The following is a 17544-nucleotide window of genomic DNA, read 5'->3' as shown; positions in this document are numbered from 1 at the left end:
GGACCTCTCCAGGTGGATGCCGCGTCGGAAGCGGGACTGGTCAGTCGCCTTCCCGGTCGAGTTCGGTCAGTCCGGCCAGGATGCGGTTCAGGCCGAACCGGAAGTCCTCGGCGCTGTAGCCGATGGATTCGGTGTTCGCCTGGTCGGCGAAGAGGCGGCAGAACATGGGGTATCGATCCGGCGTCATGACCCTTGCGAGGAAGCGGAAGTAGTCGCCGGCCGCGGCGTCGCCGCCGTCGGCGATGATCGGATCGAGGGTGAGGCGGGCCTGTTCGCGGACGTAGCCGAAGATCAGGGTGACGGCGCGGAGCTGGTTGTGCGGGCTCAGCCGGGTCTGTGACAGGGCCTTGAGCATGTGCTCGCCCCACAGCAGGTCGTTCGGCGTGTTCGGCGGGCCGAAGGCGGGCACCTGCAGCACCCACGGGTGCCGGCGGAAGAGGTCGTAGATCTGCCCGGCGATGCCGGCGAGGGATTCCTGCCAGCGTCCGGGGTCGGGGTCCGGCAGGTTGGGCGGCGGTGCGGCGGCGGCGTCGCGCATCACCACGATGAGGTCGTCCTTGGAGCGGACGTGCCGGTACAGCGAGGTCGTCGCGGTGCCAAGCGCGGTGGCCACGCGCGCCAGCGACACGGCGCCGAGCCCTTCGCGGTCGGCGAGGTCGATTGCGGTCGCGACGATCCGTTCCAGGGTGAGGCCCGGCCGCGGGCCCGGTCTGTGCGTGTCCTGAGTATCCCGGACGCGGGAGACGTGCCAGGCCAGCTCGATGCCCGCTGGTCTGGGTCTCCTGTGCTGCTCACCCATCGCGTCCGTCCCCCTTGTGCTGCAGGCGTTCCGGAGCAACCCTATAGTGGCGTAGATAATTAACCATTATGGTGTACGAGATACGCCACTATCGATGAGAGGCAGGCTCATGAGGAAGAGAACAACGGCAGTGTCCGTAGGGATCTGGGCGGGCGGCGGGTTCGTCGCCCTGCTCGTGGCCTACATGGCGGCGCTCGCGGTGATGACGGCACGCGGGCTGCCGTTCCCGCCTCACGAGCCCTTCCTCACGACGTTTCACGTGATCATGCTGCTCGCGGGGCTGACCATGGTGCCGCTGTGGGCCGCCATCCATCTGGCCGCCCCGGCCGACAGGCAGGTGTACACGCTCATCTCGCTGACGTTCGTCGTCCTGTGCGCCGTATGCACCTGCGCCAACCGGTTCGTGGCGCTGACCATGGTCAGGCAGAGCCCCGGCCTGGGCCGGACGGCAGGTCTGGACTGGTTCCAGCCCTACGGCTGGCCGTCGCTGACGTTCACCCTCGAGCTGCTCGGCTGGGGCGTGTTCTTCTCCCTCGCCTGCCTCTTCATGGCGCCGGCCTTCCAAGGTCGTGGCATCGGCGCCATCTTCACGGTCACCGGCGTGTTCAGCCTGGGCGGCGCGCTCGGGCTCTTCCTTGACTCCACCGCGATTATGGGGGCCGTCGCGCCTGTGGCCTGGGGGATCGGTCCCGCTGCCGCCGTGGTCCTGGTCATGATCCGGCTCCGGTCCCTACCGCTCGCCACTGCGGCAGCGGCGGGTTGAGACCTAGAACGGTCCGTGCAGCGTTCACCAGGACGGGTATGTGAAGCGGGTGCGCGAGGGCCGCCACAACCGGCGCTCGACGTGCTGGAGGCGGCTGGCCGAGTGGAACGCCTCCGGCGTGTGGCAGCGGCCGCACAAGGTCCTGCTGGACCGGCTGCGGGCCGCCGACGTCCTCGACTTCTCCCGCGCTGCGGTGGACTCCACGCAGATCAGGGCGCTGAAAGGGGGCCGCAGACCGGCCCGTCCCCGGTCGATCGAGACCGGACCGGCAGCAAACATCACCTGATCGCCGACGCCACTGGCATCCCACTCGCCGTCATCCTGACGGGCGCCAACCGCGGGCGACGTCACCCAGCTCCGCCCGCTGCTGGGACGCTATCCCCGAGGTGCGTGGCAAGCGCGACCGACCCCGCCGGCGCCCGAACGTGGTGCTCGCCGACCGCGGCTACGACCACGACAAGTACCGCCGCCTGGTCCGAGAACTGCAGATCCGCCCGCTGATCGGCCGCCGCGGCATCGCACACGGCTCCGGCCTGGTCAAACAACGCTGGGTCGTCCAGCAGACCTTCGCTCCCTGCACGCCTTCGCCGCCTGCGCATCCGCTGGGAAGTCCGCGCGGACATCCACGGAGCCTTCCTCAAACTGGCCTGCGCCCTCGTCTGCTGGCGACGCCTCACCTCATTGCGTTAGCGCTACAAGCCTACCCCAGAAGTGATCAGAATCAGGCGTTGGTCATCGTGTACCAGGTCGGAGCGAAAGCCGCCAGGGCCAACACTACGAGGACCGCCAAGGACTGGAGTACGCGTGAGCTGGTGATGACCGCAGGCGCGATGACCCTGAGCCTCCATCGTCCGACCGCGATGTACGCCGCGGCGCCGCCCAACAAGAGATTCGCAGGCACCAATTCGTATTCGCCGCGCAGGATGTGAAAACCGGTCGCGAGGATCATCGTCAGCGTCAGGCCAACGGCGGCGAGCGGCGTCAGCATCGGTTGGACTCTCGTCATCGCCGGCAGGATCAGGCCGACGCCGCCCAGTACCTCGCAGACCCCGATGAAGACGATCAGGGGCTGCGGGACCGCCGCGTACCAGGCCACGGCCTGGGGCGCTGCCGCATACAGAGCTGCGTCGTACATCAGCACCTTGCCGAAACCGCTGCCGGCGAAGAAGAAGCCGAACAGCAGTTGGAGTGCCCAGAGTGCGCCGTGCAGCGTGAACCTCCGTCCGCGTCGCTGCTCCACATCCGTGACGTTGAGCAGGTTCTCGCTGCCATGCTGGTTCATGTCTTGTCGTTTCCTTTCTTGTCGGGGTTGGCGGGGGAGAGCTTGGTGGACCTAGGGATATGAGGCCGCCCTGGCCATCGTCTGTGCGTGGGCACTGTTGTTGAGGTGGACGAAGTCAGACTGATCAGACCGCAGAGGTGGAGAGCAGGGCAGACCGGCTCTTGCCTGGTCACCTCGTACCCCCGGAGTTTCATGGGCGGGCCCTTCTCTGACGACGCCTGCTGCCCGGACGAGCGCGCGTCAGCTCACCGCGTGCTTTACGAGCACGGCGATCCGTGCCTCAACCTCGGCCGTCACTTCGGTCAGGGCGAATCCGACCGGCCACATCGTGCCCTCGTCCAGCGTCGCCTGGTCGCTGAACCCAAGCGTGGCGTAGCGGGTCTTGAACTTCGCTGCGCTTTGGAAGTGGCAGACGATCTTGCCGTCCAGTGCGTAGGCGGGCATGCCGTACCACAGCTTCGGCGCGAGAACCGGAGCGCTGGCGGTGATGATGGCATGGACACATTCGGCCATGATCCGGTCCGATTTCGGCATTTCGGCGATCTTCGCCAGTACGTCACGCAGGTCCTGCGCCTCCCTGTCCGCGCGTGAGCTGCGACGCGCCGCCTTCTTCTGATCCTGGGCGTGCTCCTTCATCGCAGCCCGTTCCTCGGCCGTGAATCCCTCGTATGTGTTGCTTGCGGGGTCGCTCATGGCTGGTTCCTCCTGGGGGGCTTGATTCTGGAACTCCGCAGTACGGCACGTGCCGTGCCGTTCTGAGAACGTGGCCAGTCTGGATGCGCCTAGCCATACTTGTCAATACGGCACGTGCCGTGCCGCTAAAGTGGATGGGATGATCAGTATCCAGCCGGAGCGCGCCGCCACCCGTACCATAGTGATCATGCAAGCCACGCTTGCCCTGGCTCAGGAGACCGGCTACGCCAAGCTGACCATCGAGGCGGTCGCGGCGCGCGCCGGTGTCAGCAAGCACACGATCTACCGCCGATGGCCCTCGAAGGGCGCGCTGTTCCTGGATTCGCTGCTGTCGCTGGACGGGCCCGTCCTCGACTATCCCGGCACCGGTGATGTCCTGGCCGACCTGCGCCAGCAAATCTATGCGGCTGTGGACCTGCTGGCCACTCCACCGTACGGTCCGCTCTACCGGGCCTTGGTCGGTGAGGCACAGCACAACCCCGCGGTGGCTGCGGGCCTCAACGAACGCTTCATCCGCCCACAGACGGACAAGACCATCGCCAGGTTCAAGGCGGCCCAGGACGCGGGGCAGGTCGCGTCCCGTTTCGATCTCGATCTGGTCATGACAATACTGTCCGGACCTCTGTACTACAGATTTCTGATCAGTCAGGAGCCCATGACCCGTGACTACGTCGATCGCGTCCTCGATGCCCTCTTCACCGGCATGAGCCCCGCGGCGAAGGACTAGTGCAGCACCTCGGTGCCGTTCACCTGAACGATCACGTTCCCCATCGACTCGGCTGGATCGAACTCTGGGACGCCGAAGGAGTGCAGCTCGATGCCGCCGCGACGGACGGCGGCGTACGGATTGGGGCGCTCCTTCCGGTAGGTCACGTCGAACCCGAGCGCCGTGTAGAACGGCAGGACGTCGTCGAGACAGCAGCATGGCAGACAGGGAATGAGCGATTCAGCGCGCAAGCCATCGCTCTGGCCGACCGCGCCGGTCCCTTCGCCCTGTCGATGCGCAGGCTGGCCCAGGCGCTCGGCATCGCGATCACGTCGCTGTACACGTACGTGCCGGGAAAGACCGAACTGCCCCGAGCTGATGGCCGAGCACGCCGCCGGAACCCGGCCCTTACCGACGCCGCAGTGGGATGGCGCGCCGGCTGTCCGAGGTGGCCCACTGCGACCTGGCCACCTGCCGCGCCCATCCGTGGCTGCTGCAGTTCATCGCCGACGAAGGCTATCGGCGGATAATCGGCACACAGCTGAACGCGCAGGAGGCCCGCCACCGGGTGGCGCGGAAGATCGCCTTCGGCAACCGGGGCCAGCAGTGTCAGCGCTACCGCGAGGGTCTGGGGACCAGCTGGGAAGTCTGGGCCTGGCGTTGAATGCGGTCATCTGGTGGAACAACCTGTATCTGGATGCTGCCGTCAAGTATCTGCGCAAGCAGGGATTCCCCGGTCACCGATGAGATGTGCGCGGGGCTGTCACCAATCCAGTACGACCACATCAACTTTTAGCTGGACATGTTGCCGAGTCGTTAGGGTCCTGTCCTGGGTGCCTGGTCACTCATGGGTGTCGAAGGGGTTCGTCGCTCCAGCGGAACCAGGTTCGGTGTCCTTGATGTGGAGCGACTGGCGTGCCGTCACCTTTGACCAGGATGAGCCTGTCAGTGATCTGCTCGTAGGCCGATTCCCATGCCTCCACGTCGAGTTCGCCCTCGTGGTCGATGAGGGCGAACTCTGCCTCAAAAGGTGGCGGACGTCCTCGAAGCCGTCTCCGGCGAAGAACCGCCCGTTGAGCCAGGGGAAGTCTGCATCGGTGATGTGGATCTCCCCGATTGGGGTCCCGTCTCGAAGCAGTCGCCATACTTGTCCAGGCCTCATGTCGGTTTAAGTCATGACGAGGGTTCGATCCGACGTCAGCGACAGTTCTCGGTGCCGGGCCGTTCTCAGTTGACTCGCCGAGATCGGTGAGCAGTTCGCAGATGCGGCCTGAGATTGCTGTGTGGCGTTCAGCTTCGCGGAGCCAGCCGCGTTCGATGGCGTCCTGGATGAGCTGTTGTTCGAGGACCAGCCGATCCCGTAGTCGGGGGCGTACTCACTGGTGGTGAAGAACTTCGGTAGCGTAGGTAGAGGTCGCATTCGCAGGGGCCTTCGGCGGGGTGCAGGCAGTGGCCGAGTTCGAGCTCGGATTAAAAGTCGTTGGTCTTCAGTCACCGACAAGCTGGCAGACCTGTGGGGCGAACTGCAAGCACTCTCAGGTGGTAATGCTCACGGGATGACGGGCGGCATCAGCGCCGACCTGCCCGGCCACCCGCGCGTCCGCGTCGTGGAGCACGACGTGCTGGACCGCGCCGGGCTGAGCGGGCTGCTGTCCACGGGCGGGCCGCTGGACGTCCTGGTGAACTGCGCGGGCGTCAGCCACGACCGCGAGGAGTACGACCTGGCCCGCTGGCAGCGGGTCATCGAGATCAACCTCACCGCCACCATGGTCGCCTGCGAGGCCGCCCGCCCGTCCCTGGCCGGGAGCGGCGGCGCCATCGTGAACGTCTCGTCCATGTTCGCCTTCTTCGGCAGCCGGGACCGGCCCGCCTACAGCGCGAGCAAGGGCGGGGTCTCCCAGCTCACCAGGTCGCTGGCGGCCGAGTACGCCTCCGACGGCATCAGGGTCAACGCCGTCGCCCCCGGCTTCGTGATCACCCCGCTGGCCAGGGGCGTCCTCGACGACCCCCGGGCCACGGCGCAGGTCCTGGCCCGCATCCCGGCCGGGCGCCTCGGGCGGCCGGGTGAGGTCGCCTCGGTGGTGGCGTTCCTGTGCTCGGCGGCGGCCTCGCACTCGCGTCCGCCCCGGCTGGATCCCGCGGCCCACCTGACCCCGGTTCTGCCGCATTCGGGCGGAATCCCCTGGAGGCTGGGTCACCGCGCCGCAGCCCGTACGCCTGCCCGCCACTGAGGCCAATGTGACGCTCTACGTGCAAGGGGGCGGGTTCTCGCGCAGGAACCCCCCGCTGGAGCGCGTCCTGTTTCCGGCTCTCCCCGGCCACCCGCCGCCCCGCCTTCGCGGTGGACTATCGCCTGGCTCCCGCCCGCCCCTGCCCGGCGGCGATCCTCGACGTGATCGGCGCCTATCGAAACCTGCTCGACCAGGGCGTACCCGCCACCCAGATCATCCTGGCCGGAGAATCCGCCGGCGCGACACTGCTGCTGTCGGCGCTCCTGGCGCTCAAGCAGGCCGGCACCCCACTCCCCGGCGGTGGCAGTGTCCCCGATCGCTGACCTCACTCTGACCAGCCCGTCGATCACCGCCAACGAAGGTATGGACATCCTCGACCGCGCCATGCTCCACCGGATCCGCGCCGACTACCTGGCCGGAGCCGATCCCGGCCGATCACCTCAGCCACCTCTGCACAGTGACCTGCGGGAACTGCCGCCGCTCCTGCTCGCCGTCGGCTCGCACGAGATCGTCCTCGACGACGCGCAGCTACTCGCACGGGCCGCGTCGGCCGCGGGAGCGAGCTGCCGGCTCGACATCCATGACGGTATGCCCATGCCTTCCACGCGACCGCGTTCCCCGTCGCGGCAACCCTGCTGCGACGCGTCAGCGAGTGGAGCGGACCCTGCTGACCTGCGTGATCAGGCCGGAGACGCCATCGTGCGTTCGAGGTGGCCGGACACTGATCGGCCGTCCCAGTCGCCTCCTGCGAGGGTGACATAGCCGTCAGGGCGGATCAGCACGAGGCCGTCGCCGTCGACCCCGTAGAGGTCGTGGGCCTGTCCCTCCGGGTCGAGGAGCACGCGTTCGCCGTCGCCGTGAGGGAGGCCCGGGCGGACGATGCGATACGTGTGCACATCGGCGCGTCCCACCCGGGGGGCGGGCTTGGGGCCGAAGACGAGCAGCGTGAAGTGCGTGCCGCGGAACAGGCCGAACAGCCTCACCCGCTCGCCGGTCGCGGGCTTGGCGCAGTGGGCGTCCGGGGCGCGATCGCCGGCGCGGATGCCGATCGCCTCGTCCAGGTCGCGGGCCAGGCTGCCGCCCCGGTAGGTGATGCTCAGCTGGCTGACGTCGCTGAACGGGTCCTGGCCCTGGAACGCGCCAACGATGCGCTCCGACACGCGTCCGGCGTCGCCGCCGGCCCAGAACCTGCCCCGGGCGGTGGTCGAGGCCAGGACGTGCGCGGCGATCGGCAGACGCTCCTCCTCGTAGGTGTCGAGCAGCGGTTCGGGCGCTCCGCGCAGGACGTGCGCGAGCTTCCAGCCGAGGTTGTAGGCGTCCTGAACGCCGGTGTTCATGCCCTGGCCGCCGGCGGGTGTGTGCACGTGGGCAGCGTCTCCCGCCAGGAAGACGCGGCCCTCCCGATACCGGTCCACCATGCGGATGTTGACCTGGTACACCGAGAGGTAGACCGCGTCGCGGAAGCGCACGCCGGGCAGCCCGACCCGCTGCGCGAAGATGTCGGCGAAGGTCTCCAGCGAGACCGAGGACGGCTCCTGGCCGTCCGGCGGCAGCGGCGCGGTGAAGAACCAGGTCCCGCTGCGGGGCATCGGGGCCAGGGTCAGCATGCCGCCCGGGCCGGTGGCCCACATGTGCGCGACCGAGTCGTCCAGTCCGTCGACGCTGAGATTGCCGAACAGCATCCGCTGCCGCTCCAGCGTCTCCCCGAGGAAGTCGATCCCGGCCTGCTTGCGTACGGTGCTGCCGCCTCCGTCGCATCCGACGAGGTAGCGCGACCGGATGTGATGGCGCTGCCTGTCGAACCGGACCGATGCCGTGACGTGGTCGCGATCCTGTGCGAGCCCGACCAGTTCGCCGCCGAGCTCCACCCGGGCGCCGAGCGACGCCAGCAGCTCGCGCAGGGCCGCTTCGGTGAACTGCTGCCCCACCATGAGGCTGCCCGGGTAGGGCGCGCCGGGCACCGCGGGCGCGTCGTACATCACCGCCTCGCGCACCACGGCGCCCTGCGCGTCGTAGAAGCGGGTGGGGCGAGGCGGCTCGGCCCGTTCGATCAGGCGGCCGAGCACGCCGATGTCCTCGAATACCTCCTGCGTACGGGCCCGGACGCCGCGGGCCCGCGTTCCGGCCGGGTAGGTGTCGGCACGATCGATGATCCGCACACGCACGTCGCGACGGGCAAGTTCGCAGGCCAGCGTGAGTCCTACCGGCCCCGCGCCGACGATGACGACATCCATCATTTCCGAAGTGTCCATGGACAGGCTCTCCCTTCATGGCGGCGCTGAAGTGACCGCTTGCCCATTCATAGTGGGCAAGCGCCCACTCGTCAACCGCGTCACCACCCAGCCCGGCCGCAGAAGAGCGTCGCTCTGGGGCCGGCCGTGGACGTGGCAGAACAACCGCTCGGCCGAGCAGGCGGCGTCCGAACACAGCTACGGCGACACAGCTACCGCCAGGACGATGCGCCCGTCCGGCCAGCGCGGCAACAGCCCGGCCAGCACCTCGCGCAGCCGGTTCACGTCCAGACGGCCGTGGTTGAGCCCGCCATACAAGGCGCCGTGCCCACGCCGATACTCCGGCGACAAGGTCAGATCGACCGGTGAGCACACCGGCCTCGGCGCACAACAGCGCGTCGATCAGCTTGAGCAATGCATCGGCCCGCGCTTTGAGGCAGGCGTAGACGTCGTTCCGGAACCGGGACACACCCCGAGGACTCGACACCGGCGGCATCGTTCAGCAGGCTCACCCTCACGGCCTCCGTCGCCTCGCTGGCCCGCTGGCAGAAGGGCCCCGACCCGGCCAGCAGACGCATCAGACCCTAGAGACATGGGCGTCGTGGCCCACTGTCCTCTTCCGTCATCGAACGAGCCTTAGCCTCGGTAGGGAGCGCGAAGCGAGGCCGGGTCCGCCCTGCGTGAGTCGCCTGGTTTTGCGTGATGGCGGCCAGGCTGGCGCAAAGTTTAAGGTGGTCTTCGGATGGGGTGCCCGGTTCGGCGGTGTAGTTGGTCAAGTCGTACACCGTGCGGCCGGACAGGGGCAAGTCGAGGGACTGGCCGGTCAGCTCCAGTTGGTGGACAGCTCACCGATGAGTTCGCGCAGGGCCCGGTCGTGGGGCTCGCGGCCGGCCTCGGCGCGCAGCAGTGCCGCGGTTGCGGCGGCGGCCTGAGTAGGAGGCGATGTCGGTGGGGTCGTCGCGGCGGCGGCTGTCGGCCACCGCCGCAGCGGTGGCCACCATAGCCAACCCCCTGAACGCGCTGTCGGCGGTGATCTCCTCCGGCGGCGTGCACGACCCAAGCCGATGATCATGCGCGGCCGGCAGTTCACCATCGGTGCTTCGACCCTGCCCACCCACCGTCCCTGGTGGCGAAGTAGATAAGACGGAAATGGCCCCCGTGATCACCACTGTGACCATGGGGCGTATCAGGTGTCTGGGGACGTGTGCCTGACCCCGGTTTCACGCTGAGATCACACATATCAAGAACGTTGGGAGGAGATCCTAGAGATCATTTTCTCCGGACAGGTAATCAAGGGGCTGTTGAGGTCATTGCCAGGCGTGGACGATTCACAAGCGCGACTCACCGCGTTGTATGAGGAGCATTACCGCAGCGTGCTCAGCTACGTGCTGCTGCGAGCCGATCAGGAGACGGCCAAGGACATCGCCAGCGAGACCTTTGTGGTCGCGTGGCGAAAACTCTGCCGCCTACCGGAGCGGGGGGTTGAGCAGCATACGAACGGAAAGTCGCGTTAGCGGACCGGGTGGAAGTGGCTTGGCGTGACATTCCGTTCCGGATTGGGGCGTCCGGAAGATCGGACCGAATCTGGCGCTATAAGGCGTCCAGGCAACAGCTTGTCGGAACAGCCCGGATCAGTGTCGGCGCCGGGGTGGACGCGATGGCCTCAGCTCCGGGTTTGACGTAACGCATGGCGGTGCGGGGGTTCTTGTGCCGGGTCTTGCCCATGATGAGCTGCAGCGGGACTTCGGCCTCGCCGAGGTGCGTGGCGGCGCTGTGGCGCAGCTGGTGCAGGTCGAGGCCGGCGTACTTGTCGAGCAGGACGCGGGCGCGGTCGTAGCCGAGGCGGGCGCGGCCGGTGTACGGGCAGATGTCGGCGGCGGGCGGGCGACGGGCGGGGACGGGGCGGCGTTCGGACAGGAAAAGCGGGCCTCGGGTACGACACGTGCCGTCGGGGAGGCGAAGGAGCCGGGGCAGCAGGTGAGCAGTGCCGCTGTCCCAGTACACCCACTCGATCGCGCCGCCCTTGAACCGGACAGGGGCGCGGCGGTGCTCCAGGTCGAGGTCCTCGACGTTCAGCGCCAAGATCTCCGAGGCTCTGGCCGCCGTTTCATAGAGCATCCGCCACAGCGTCTTCTCCCGGAGCGGGATGTCGCGGCGGGACAGCAGCCGGTGGATAGCGGTCTTGGCGACCGCGCGGGTCTCATCGGCGTTCTCTTTGCGGCGTTCGGCCTCAGCCGGGACCGATGGGGCGGCCCAGTGCTTCTTGGTCTGGCACCAGGTCAGCCACGGCTGGTTGAACAATCGCCGAGGGGCCGCCGACGCCGGCCGCGCCGAGCGTCTGCTCACGCTGACACTCGACAGCCTCCGCCTCCCCGGGGGCCGGGCCGAAGGCTTCAGCCCGCGCTCGTGACGGTGGCCCGGGTCAGGCGGCACAGGTCGGCCGGCCGCAGAGTGTCGGAGCGCTCCCACAGCCCCGGATCGACGCAATCGGCCTGCCGCACGTGCTCGACCGCCTCCAGTCCGTGCTGCTTGAGCAGGGCCGACAGCTCGTCGGGGGTGAAGAAGGACAGCCAGGGCTCGCCGCGCTCGGCGGCGGCGGGCTGGGCGAACTCGGCGTAGGCGCTGCCCCGCTCGTCGCGCAGGCCGGGTGGGAGGGCGTACTCCATGATCAGCTCGCTGCCCGGGGCGAAGTGCCCGACGACGGCGAACGTGGCGGCGATCGCCTCCGGCGTGAGGTACATGGCCACGCCGAGCCAGCTCACCAGGGTGCGCCTGCCCGGATCGAATCCCGCCGCGCGCAGCCCGTCCATCAGGTCGCCGGACTCGAAGTCCACCGGCGCGAAGGTCAGGCCGTCCGGCCGGACGAGGCCGGCCGCGTCCGCCAGTTCACGCTTCCACTGCTGCGTGGCGGGGTGGTCCACCTCGAAGACGCGCGGGCCGATCGGCTCCGAGCGGTAGGCGAAGGTGTCGAGCCCGGCACCCAGCACCACGTACTGTTCGAGGCCGTCGCGGGCGAGCTCGGCCAGGCGGCGCTCGGCGTAGTGGCTGCGGACGGTGACCTGGCCGCGCGTGCCGGACAGCACGAGGTGGTCGCCGTGCATCCGGTGGTAGCCGAGCAGCTCCTCGGTGTGCTCGCCGAGCAGGGTCGCGGCGACGGTGTCGCGGAAGATGAAAGGCTCGTGGTCGACGATGAGGTGCGCCGCGCGGGCGGCGGCGGCCATAACCGCGGTCTGGCTGGGCTGCGCTTCATGCATGAGCGGCCGTTCCTTTCGTTGATCCGGGAACGCCGATGCTAAACGCAATTTCAGCTTTTATGTGGACATCATAGCATAGGGAAATTAATTTTCGATCACGGGCCGATTAATAGAGCAGATCTTCTTTTTAGCGTTTATCCGGTAAATGGCCCATGCTGCGGCCAGGAAGAACCATTCCCGGCCGTAGCGGCCGAGGGTCAGGTCAGCTCGCGAGCAGCTTGTCCGTGAAAATGATCTGGCGCGTGATCGTGGGGCTGGACCGGTGGAGCTGGGCGATGGCGTCGTAGCCGATGTCGTAGAACTCCGTCTTAGATAAGCTCATCTATCTGGCAAGATAGCGATCACCGGTAGAGCGCGAGCTGGGCCGCCGCCGTCCGTCGCGCACGCTTCGTTTCCCGGTTATCTGGCAACTTCGCGAACGGTGGAGGTCGGCACGGTGGATCTGGTCATCGCCGAGCAGCTCGGCCGTACCCACCCGCTCGCCCGCCATCTGGACGACTTCCTCACCGACCTGGCCAACGCCGAGAAGTCGGCACACACCCGGCGCGCCTACCGCGGCGACCTGATCGCCTTCGCCGCCCACCACGGCGAAGAACTAGCCGAGCTGACCGCCGCACCGGTCCACGTCTACCTGGCCGGGCTCACCGAGCTGTCGCCGGCCAGCCGCAAGCTGTCGAGCATCGGCGTGATCCACAGTAGAGGCAGCCCATGGTGCTGGGACGGGCCCGGCGGCCGCGCAGGCGTCGATGCCGGTGACCTGCTCGGCTGGCAGCACTTGGAGGATCGGAACCGATTTGACGGTGGTGAGGGTGCGGCCGGAGGACGCGGTTTGGAGTCTTGGAGGCCCCGGTAGGGGAAGGCGGGGCCGAATCCAGCGCAACAGAGGATTGTGCTCCGAGCACCGGATCCGGTTTCTCGATGTCAGCAGCTTTCGCCCCGCCTCAGGACCGGATTGTTGTTACGGCGCGCTGCAAGCTTGCCATCGTCGGCCGTCGTAGACCCGCAGGGTGCCGGCCACGATGTAGAACGACTTGGTCGTCGTCTTGTGGAAGTGGGTGCTAGTCCCGGCGGCCTGGGGGTTATCCGGACTCGGTAGAGGCCGAACTCTCCACCGGTCGATATCTTGGTGGCGAGTCGGTCCGCCCGCCGGACGAGGTGATGAGGTCGGCCGGGGTATCGGCGGGGCGGAAACGTGCGCTTACCTCACCGTGGTCTGCGTGATAACGCGGGGGTGGATAGTCGCTGTTCAGCCAGGACAGCGTGATCTCCTTGTGTCCGGGATCGATCGTGCGGTGGTCAAGAACCTGCTGCTGAAGCCTCGAGTGCGGCCAGGAGAGGTGCGGGGGCGTTGAGGAAGACCTGCAGGCCGAGCAGCCGTCCGTCGGCGACCTGCCAGACGTGCAGTTCCCGGACGGGGGTCGCCGCGCCGGTGCCGCGGGGGGCGATGCGGGCGTCGCCGACGACGACGATGTGCTCGTCGCTCTCGATGAACTGGGCCGGCTCGTACGTGGCATCGGCGCGTTCGGCCAGCTTGCCGAACATCTCCCGTACGCCCTCATGTCCCCGGTACGTGCCGCGCCACGGGACCGCCGTCGACTGCCGGGAGACGAAGCCGGGGTCGAGTGACTCGATGAACCGGTCGAGATCGCCGTCGGTGAACGCCTGGTAGGCGGCCCGGACCGCCTCCATGTTGCGGGACATGGACAGACACCTTCCTTCATTCCTCTTCTTGGTAAGATACCGATAAGAGACTAGCAAGAGGAGTGCGGGATGGGTGACGCCGTGGACGCGGTCATGGACGCTTGGCGCCGGGAACGCCCCGACGTCGACATCTGGCCGGTCGGAGTGGTGGGCCGCATCCAACGGCTCGCCCGGCTGCTGGAGGCCGAGATCCAGGACTTCTTCCGCCGCTACGGCCTGGACAACAGCGAGGCCGACGTCCTGACCACCCTCCGCCGTTCCGGCGAACCCTACGAGCTGACCCCCGGCCGGCTCGTCAAGGCGTCCATGGTCACCTCGGGCGCCATCACCAAGCGCATCGACCGCATGGTGGCCAAGAACCTCGTCGAACGGGTCCCCGACGCCGTCGACCGCCGCACGGTGCGGATCCGGCTCACCCTCCACGGCCGGCAGACCATTGACGACCTGTTCGCCCTGCACATCGCCAACGAGACGCGCCTGCTCCAGGCCCTCGACCGCGACCAAGCGGACGGCCTGGCCAACACGCTGCGCACCCTGCTGCAGTCGCTCGGCGACACCTCCCTCACCTGAAATGACGGCCGTTGGCGCCTGCAATGACCTCGGGTGGTGCTCCATGCAGGGATCCCCACCGGAACACCGGCCGTACGCCCTGCGCGGTCGTCAGGAAGGCGCCGCTCTGCGCGACCTTGCCCTGGGGAGGCCGGTGGGCCGACCGGTGAGGGAGAGCGTGTCCGGCCCGCTCTGGTCCGGCTTCGGCGGCAGCGGCACCCTCGGCTCGGTGGGTTCCTCCAGCGAAGGCGGCTCGCTGTTGGGCACGCCCGGGATCTCCGGCTTCGCCGGTGTCCGTGGCCGGTCACGGCGTCGACCACCTTCTCCGCCGCGGACTTGATGGGATTGGATTCGGCCACGTGACTCTCCCAAATCACGCATACGTCTGCCGGCGAACTTCCGGAGTCGTCCATGCCCTTGCCGGGAGGCGTCACGCGCGCACCGAGACAGCCTTAGGTGGAATTGAAGGTCATGGCCGACCATTTGTCCTTCTGGTCGGGGCCGACGATACCCAGCTCAGGGGGCGAAGATCGTACTGGCCAGGATCACGTGGGTGGCGGTGCCGCCGAGGATGCTCAGCAGCGCGTTGCGACGCCACAGGTGCAGGCCGACGGTGACGGCCAGGGCGGTGAGGGGGGCCACGGCGCGGACCTCGGTCACCGGCAGGCCGTGCAGGCAGTAGACGACCAGGATCACCATCACGCCAGCGGGGGCATGCTGGGCCCCCGCCCATTGCGCGTAGCCGGGCGGGGGCGTGGCGGCCACCGCCTGGCAAGGTCGCGGTGGGAGTCCCAGAGTGTTCGCCGCTGGTGCCACAGCCGAGCAGAGCGATCCCCCCGAAAGGCTCTGCCGGGCCGGTCGCCAAGCTGTGAGCGCCGCACTCATTGTGGCACCCGGCCTACGAATCGCTCGCAGGTGGACGCCCCTGGCGTGGCCCGCAACGCCCGGGCTGGTCCGAGGAGCGCCGGTATGGCCGGCGCTGTCCCCGGCTGGTCCGTTCCTGACCGCGGCTGGAGCGTGACCGTCGCGGCTCACCGGCCCTGAGCGGCGGCCCAGTCCAGGAGGGTCTGCGCGGCGTCGAACCGGAGGCCGGAGTTGGGTGCGCCGAGGATTACGCCGACCAGGCGCTCGCCGTCGTGCTCGGCTCCGAAGGCCAGCGTGTAGCCCGCGGCCCGGGTGTAGCCGGTCTTGACGCCGAGGGTGCCGGGGTTGGCGAGCAGGCGGTTGGTGTTCTTCCAGGCGTACGAACCGTGCTGCGACGTCGCGTCGACGGAGTGGTAGCGGGTCGAGGTGACCTCCTTGAGCGTCTTGTCGTTCAGCACGGCCTTGGCGAGAAGTGCCTGGTCGCGGGCGGTGGAGTAGCCGCCGCCGCGATAGGGCATGCCGTCCGCGTTGACGTAGTGGGTGTTCTTCATGCCGAGCTCACGCGCCGTGGCATTCATCTCGGCGACGAACTTCGGCACGCTCGGCCCGTAGGCGCGGGCGAGTGTGTGCGCGGCGTCGGCCCCGGAGGGGAGCATCAGCCCGTACAGCAGGTCCTCGACGGTGAGCGTGTCGCCGGCACGCAGACCGGCCACCGACGCACCACCCTGGGCGGCATACTCCACGTCCTCAGCGGTGACCTTGACCTTGTCGGTCGGCTTGGCCTGCTTGAGCACGGTGTAGGCGGTCATCGCCTTGGTGATGCTGGCGACCGGCCTGCGCGAGTCGGCTTCCTTGCTGAAGTGCACCTCGCCGCTCTGCGCGTCCATCAGGTAGGCGGCACGGCTCGGCACGGCGGGGGCGTCGGTGACGGAGTGCTGACTCTGGGTGGCGGCGTCCGTGGTGGCCACTGAGGTGGCCTGGGCGGCGCCGGCCCCGGCGGTCATGGCGCCGGCGGTGACGGCGAGTCCGAGCAGGGCATGGCTGAGCCGATTGGCGAGACGCATGAAGGATTGCTCCTAGCTTCCATTCCGCCTGCCGGGTTAGCTGACGGGTTCGGGCGTGGAAGTGCCCTACGGCGCTCAGGTCGGCGCCGATTCACCCCGAGAAGAGAGTGGGTCCCCGGCTCCGCTCGACGGCGGATTAGGCGGCCGCGCGATGGCGCGGTCCGGGCAAAGAATCGCAACGACGGCATGAGGCACGTCGTTGCCGTAGCCCACTAACGTAGCAAATCGCCATAAAAGGGTCAAAACTCCTCAATCGGGATGTCGGTTTGGCCTCTCAGGGGTCAAGAAGACGGGCGCCATCCCAGCGAACCCAGCGTGCAGACCCCGCACCTCAAGAGGCCTGGGCGAGCCGGTCGTGGCCCCTGGTTGTCGGTGAGGCTTGCCATAGTGGCCCGGATGAAGTCTGTGCCGAACCGAGTCATCACTGCCGAGGACGTACGTGACGACTACGACGTGGTCGTGGCGGAAGCGTTGGAACCCACCTGAAGCAGGACATGGCGATGCCCCCGCCCGGTCTACTGTGCGCGCTCGGGCGGGGGCGTGACACCACCGCCTGACAAGGTCGCGGTGGGAGTAGTCCCGGGGCATCCGCTGCTGGTGCCGCAAGCCGGGCAGAGCGATCCCCCAAAAGGGTCTGCTGAGCTGGTCGCGAAAGCTCCGAGTGTCGAAGCTCGTTGTCACACAGCTCACGCATCCCTCATAGGTGGCGCTCCTGGCGTGGCGTGCAAAGACATGGCAAGCCCCCGGATGGCACCAGATGGCGTGGGTATTCGGCTGTTTGTCGTCTGCGGTCGGCCCGTCTCGCCTGGACGATGGAGGGATCCCAGGTTGTGAACCTCAGCCCGCTGCCCGGGAGCCCTTCCCACCTCGTCACCATTGCAGCTGGGTGCAGGACATCGCTATATCTCCCTCTGCTCGGATGCCTACCAGCCAGGTTGGGAAAGCTCGTCGGTAGTCATCGGATCACTCATGCAGCGGCGGCGGTCCACACCAGCAGGCGCAGCGTGAGATCAGGCATGTCCTGCATTTCGACTCGATAGCGTCACCGTAGGGTGTGAGGTGTGGTCCCAGCTGTTTAAGCTCCGGTGGGCCCTCTGAGGTGTCCGCCCCGCCTGCCCGGCAGCGAATGAGGTAGCCGAGCGGCGCCTGGCTGTGCGCTGGGACCTGATCGCCAAGAACTACGACCAGGCGATCAAGTACGCCACAGTGATCCGGACCGGCACCGCCTCCACCGAGGCGATCTTGTCGAGGTTCACCCGCTCGGCCTCGCATCCGGCCTAAGAGCGCCTAACAGAATGATCGTTGTTGTGCTTTGATCTCTCGCTGTAGCCGAGCGAGAGGAGCACGGTGGCCAGGCTGAAGCCGTGGGAGGTCAGCGACGAACTGTGGGCGGTGATCGAACCGCTT

The 17544-nt window shown here is 67.9% G+C and carries 19 protein-coding genes, 3 pseudogenes and 1 riboswitch; of the genes and pseudogenes, 11 read left to right on the top strand and 11 right to left on the bottom strand.

Annotated elements, in window-relative coordinates:
- Positions 1-40 precede the first annotated feature (40 nt).
- On the bottom strand, positions 41-799 hold the full coding sequence (locus KME80_RS35795; protein ID WP_219511414.1) for a TetR/AcrR family transcriptional regulator: 759 nt from the start codon (positions 797-799) through the stop codon (positions 41-43).
- Between the two features lie 130 nt (positions 800-929).
- Here KME80_RS35795 and KME80_RS35790 point away from each other — a divergent pair, with 130 nt between their 5' ends.
- Positions 930-1562, top strand: a complete 633-nt coding sequence (locus KME80_RS35790) for a hypothetical protein (RefSeq protein ID WP_219511413.1) — start codon at positions 930-932, stop codon at positions 1560-1562.
- 79 nt (positions 1563-1641) lie between these two features.
- Positions 1642-2252 (top strand): annotated as a pseudogene (locus tag KME80_RS50975) (IS5 family transposase); the annotation flags it as partial.
- A gap of 31 nt (positions 2253-2283) precedes the next feature.
- Here KME80_RS50975 and KME80_RS35780 read toward each other — a convergent pair.
- Together KME80_RS35780 and KME80_RS35775 are read right to left on the bottom strand one after the other, a co-directional pair.
- A complete protein-coding gene (locus KME80_RS35780; protein WP_219511409.1) occupies positions 2284-2844 on the bottom strand; it encodes a DoxX family protein in 561 nt (186 codons plus the stop codon).
- Between the two features lie 240 nt (positions 2845-3084).
- Positions 3085-3537: an iron chaperone gene (locus KME80_RS35775; protein ID WP_219511408.1), complete on the bottom strand. Its 453-nt coding sequence runs from the start codon at positions 3535-3537 to the stop codon at positions 3085-3087.
- Positions 3538-3676: 139 nt separating this feature from the next.
- Here KME80_RS35775 and KME80_RS35770 point away from each other — a divergent pair, with 139 nt between their 5' ends.
- Positions 3677-4264 carry a TetR/AcrR family transcriptional regulator gene (locus KME80_RS35770; RefSeq protein ID WP_246646320.1) on the top strand — a complete coding sequence of 196 codons (588 nt, stop codon included), beginning with the start codon at positions 3677-3679 and terminating at the stop codon, positions 4262-4264.
- On the opposite strand, the gene KME80_RS50970 is transcribed toward KME80_RS35770, so the two are convergent.
- A complete protein-coding gene (locus tag KME80_RS50970; protein WP_246646319.1) occupies positions 4261-4494 on the bottom strand; it encodes a DUF8817 family protein in 234 nt (77 codons plus the stop codon). The two genes, KME80_RS35770 and KME80_RS50970, sit on opposite strands and share 4 nt — an antisense overlap.
- A gap of 176 nt (positions 4495-4670) precedes the next feature.
- On the opposite strand from KME80_RS50970, the gene KME80_RS35760 reads away from it, so the two are divergent.
- The 3 genes and pseudogenes from KME80_RS35760 to KME80_RS35750 all read left to right on the top strand — a co-directional run.
- Entirely contained in the window at positions 4671-4907 is a 237-nt protein-coding gene (locus KME80_RS35760) for a Tn3 family transposase (RefSeq protein ID WP_372455412.1), read from the top strand.
- An 892-nt stretch (positions 4908-5799) separates the two neighbouring features.
- Positions 5800-6474, top strand: coding sequence for an SDR family NAD(P)-dependent oxidoreductase (locus KME80_RS35755; RefSeq protein WP_219511404.1), 675 nt, complete (start codon positions 5800-5802; stop codon positions 6472-6474).
- A gap of 104 nt (positions 6475-6578) precedes the next feature.
- Positions 6579-7236, top strand: a pseudogene (locus KME80_RS35750) (alpha/beta hydrolase fold domain-containing protein); the annotation flags it as partial.
- On the opposite strand, the gene KME80_RS35745 reads toward KME80_RS35750, so the two are convergent.
- Complete coding sequence (locus tag KME80_RS35745; protein ID WP_219511402.1) at positions 7155-8726, bottom strand: FAD-dependent monooxygenase; 1572 nt, start codon at positions 8724-8726, stop codon at positions 7155-7157. The pseudogene KME80_RS35750 and the gene KME80_RS35745 sit on opposite strands and share 82 nt — an antisense overlap.
- A 177-nt stretch (positions 8727-8903) precedes the next feature.
- Positions 8904-9056, bottom strand: a complete 153-nt coding sequence (locus KME80_RS35740) for a transposase (RefSeq protein ID WP_219511400.1) — start codon at positions 9054-9056, stop codon at positions 8904-8906.
- Positions 9057-9647: 591 nt separating this feature from the next.
- On the opposite strand from KME80_RS35740, the gene KME80_RS52210 reads away from it, so the two are divergent.
- Both KME80_RS52210 and KME80_RS35730 read left to right on the top strand, forming a co-directional pair.
- A complete protein-coding gene (locus tag KME80_RS52210; RefSeq protein WP_281427342.1) occupies positions 9648-9773 on the top strand; it encodes a hypothetical protein in 126 nt (41 codons plus the stop codon).
- A gap of 251 nt (positions 9774-10024) precedes the next feature.
- Positions 10025-10219 (top strand): RNA polymerase sigma factor, encoded by a 195-nt coding sequence (locus KME80_RS35730; RefSeq protein ID WP_219511398.1) that lies wholly within the window; start codon positions 10025-10027, stop codon positions 10217-10219.
- Between the two features lie 76 nt (positions 10220-10295).
- Here the strand turns inward: KME80_RS35730 and KME80_RS35725 are convergent, their stop codons facing one another.
- Positions 10296-11051, bottom strand: a complete 756-nt coding sequence (locus KME80_RS35725) for a tyrosine-type recombinase/integrase (protein WP_308126063.1) — start codon at positions 11049-11051, stop codon at positions 10296-10298.
- Positions 11052-11098: 47 nt separating this feature from the next.
- Positions 11099-11959 (bottom strand): class I SAM-dependent methyltransferase, encoded by an 861-nt coding sequence (locus tag KME80_RS35720; RefSeq protein WP_219511396.1) that lies wholly within the window; start codon positions 11957-11959, stop codon positions 11099-11101.
- Between the two features lie 421 nt (positions 11960-12380).
- Between KME80_RS35720 and KME80_RS50955 the strand changes: the two genes are divergently transcribed.
- Positions 12381-12812, top strand: a complete 432-nt coding sequence (locus KME80_RS50955) for a site-specific integrase (protein ID WP_308126062.1) — start codon at positions 12381-12383, stop codon at positions 12810-12812.
- A 443-nt stretch (positions 12813-13255) separates the two neighbouring features.
- On the opposite strand, the gene KME80_RS35710 is transcribed toward KME80_RS50955, so the two are convergent.
- Positions 13256-13660, bottom strand: a complete 405-nt coding sequence (locus KME80_RS35710; RefSeq protein ID WP_219511394.1) for a nuclear transport factor 2 family protein — start codon at positions 13658-13660, stop codon at positions 13256-13258.
- Positions 13661-13729: 69 nt separating this feature from the next.
- Here KME80_RS35710 and KME80_RS35705 point away from each other — a divergent pair, with 69 nt between their 5' ends.
- A complete protein-coding gene (locus KME80_RS35705) occupies positions 13730-14230 on the top strand; it encodes a MarR family winged helix-turn-helix transcriptional regulator (RefSeq protein ID WP_219511392.1) in 501 nt (166 codons plus the stop codon).
- A 495-nt stretch (positions 14231-14725) separates the two neighbouring features.
- Here the strand turns inward: KME80_RS35705 and KME80_RS52205 are convergent, their stop codons facing one another.
- Positions 14726-14974: an AzlD domain-containing protein gene (locus tag KME80_RS52205; protein WP_219511390.1), complete on the bottom strand. Its 249-nt coding sequence runs from the start codon at positions 14972-14974 to the stop codon at positions 14726-14728.
- Positions 14975-15240: 266 nt separating this feature from the next.
- A complete protein-coding gene (locus KME80_RS35695) occupies positions 15241-16137 on the bottom strand; it encodes a D-alanyl-D-alanine carboxypeptidase family protein (protein ID WP_219511387.1) in 897 nt (298 codons plus the stop codon).
- A 10-nt stretch (positions 16138-16147) separates the two neighbouring features.
- Positions 16148-16290: riboswitch (cyclic di-AMP (ydaO/yuaA leader) on the bottom strand.
- Positions 16291-17274: 984 nt separating this feature from the next.
- Between KME80_RS35695 and KME80_RS35690 the strand changes: the two are divergent.
- A pseudogene (locus tag KME80_RS35690) lies at positions 17275-17418 on the top strand (Tn3 family transposase); the annotation flags it as partial.
- Positions 17419-17544: the final 126 nt, after the last annotated feature.

This window comes from Nonomuraea ceibae (genome assembly GCF_019396325.1).
In the GTDB taxonomy this organism is placed as follows: Bacteria; Actinomycetota; Actinomycetes; order Streptosporangiales; family Streptosporangiaceae; genus Nonomuraea; species Nonomuraea ceibae.
The sequence above is the reverse complement of the archived record's forward strand: the minus strand, read 5'-3'. Positions and strand labels throughout refer to the sequence as shown.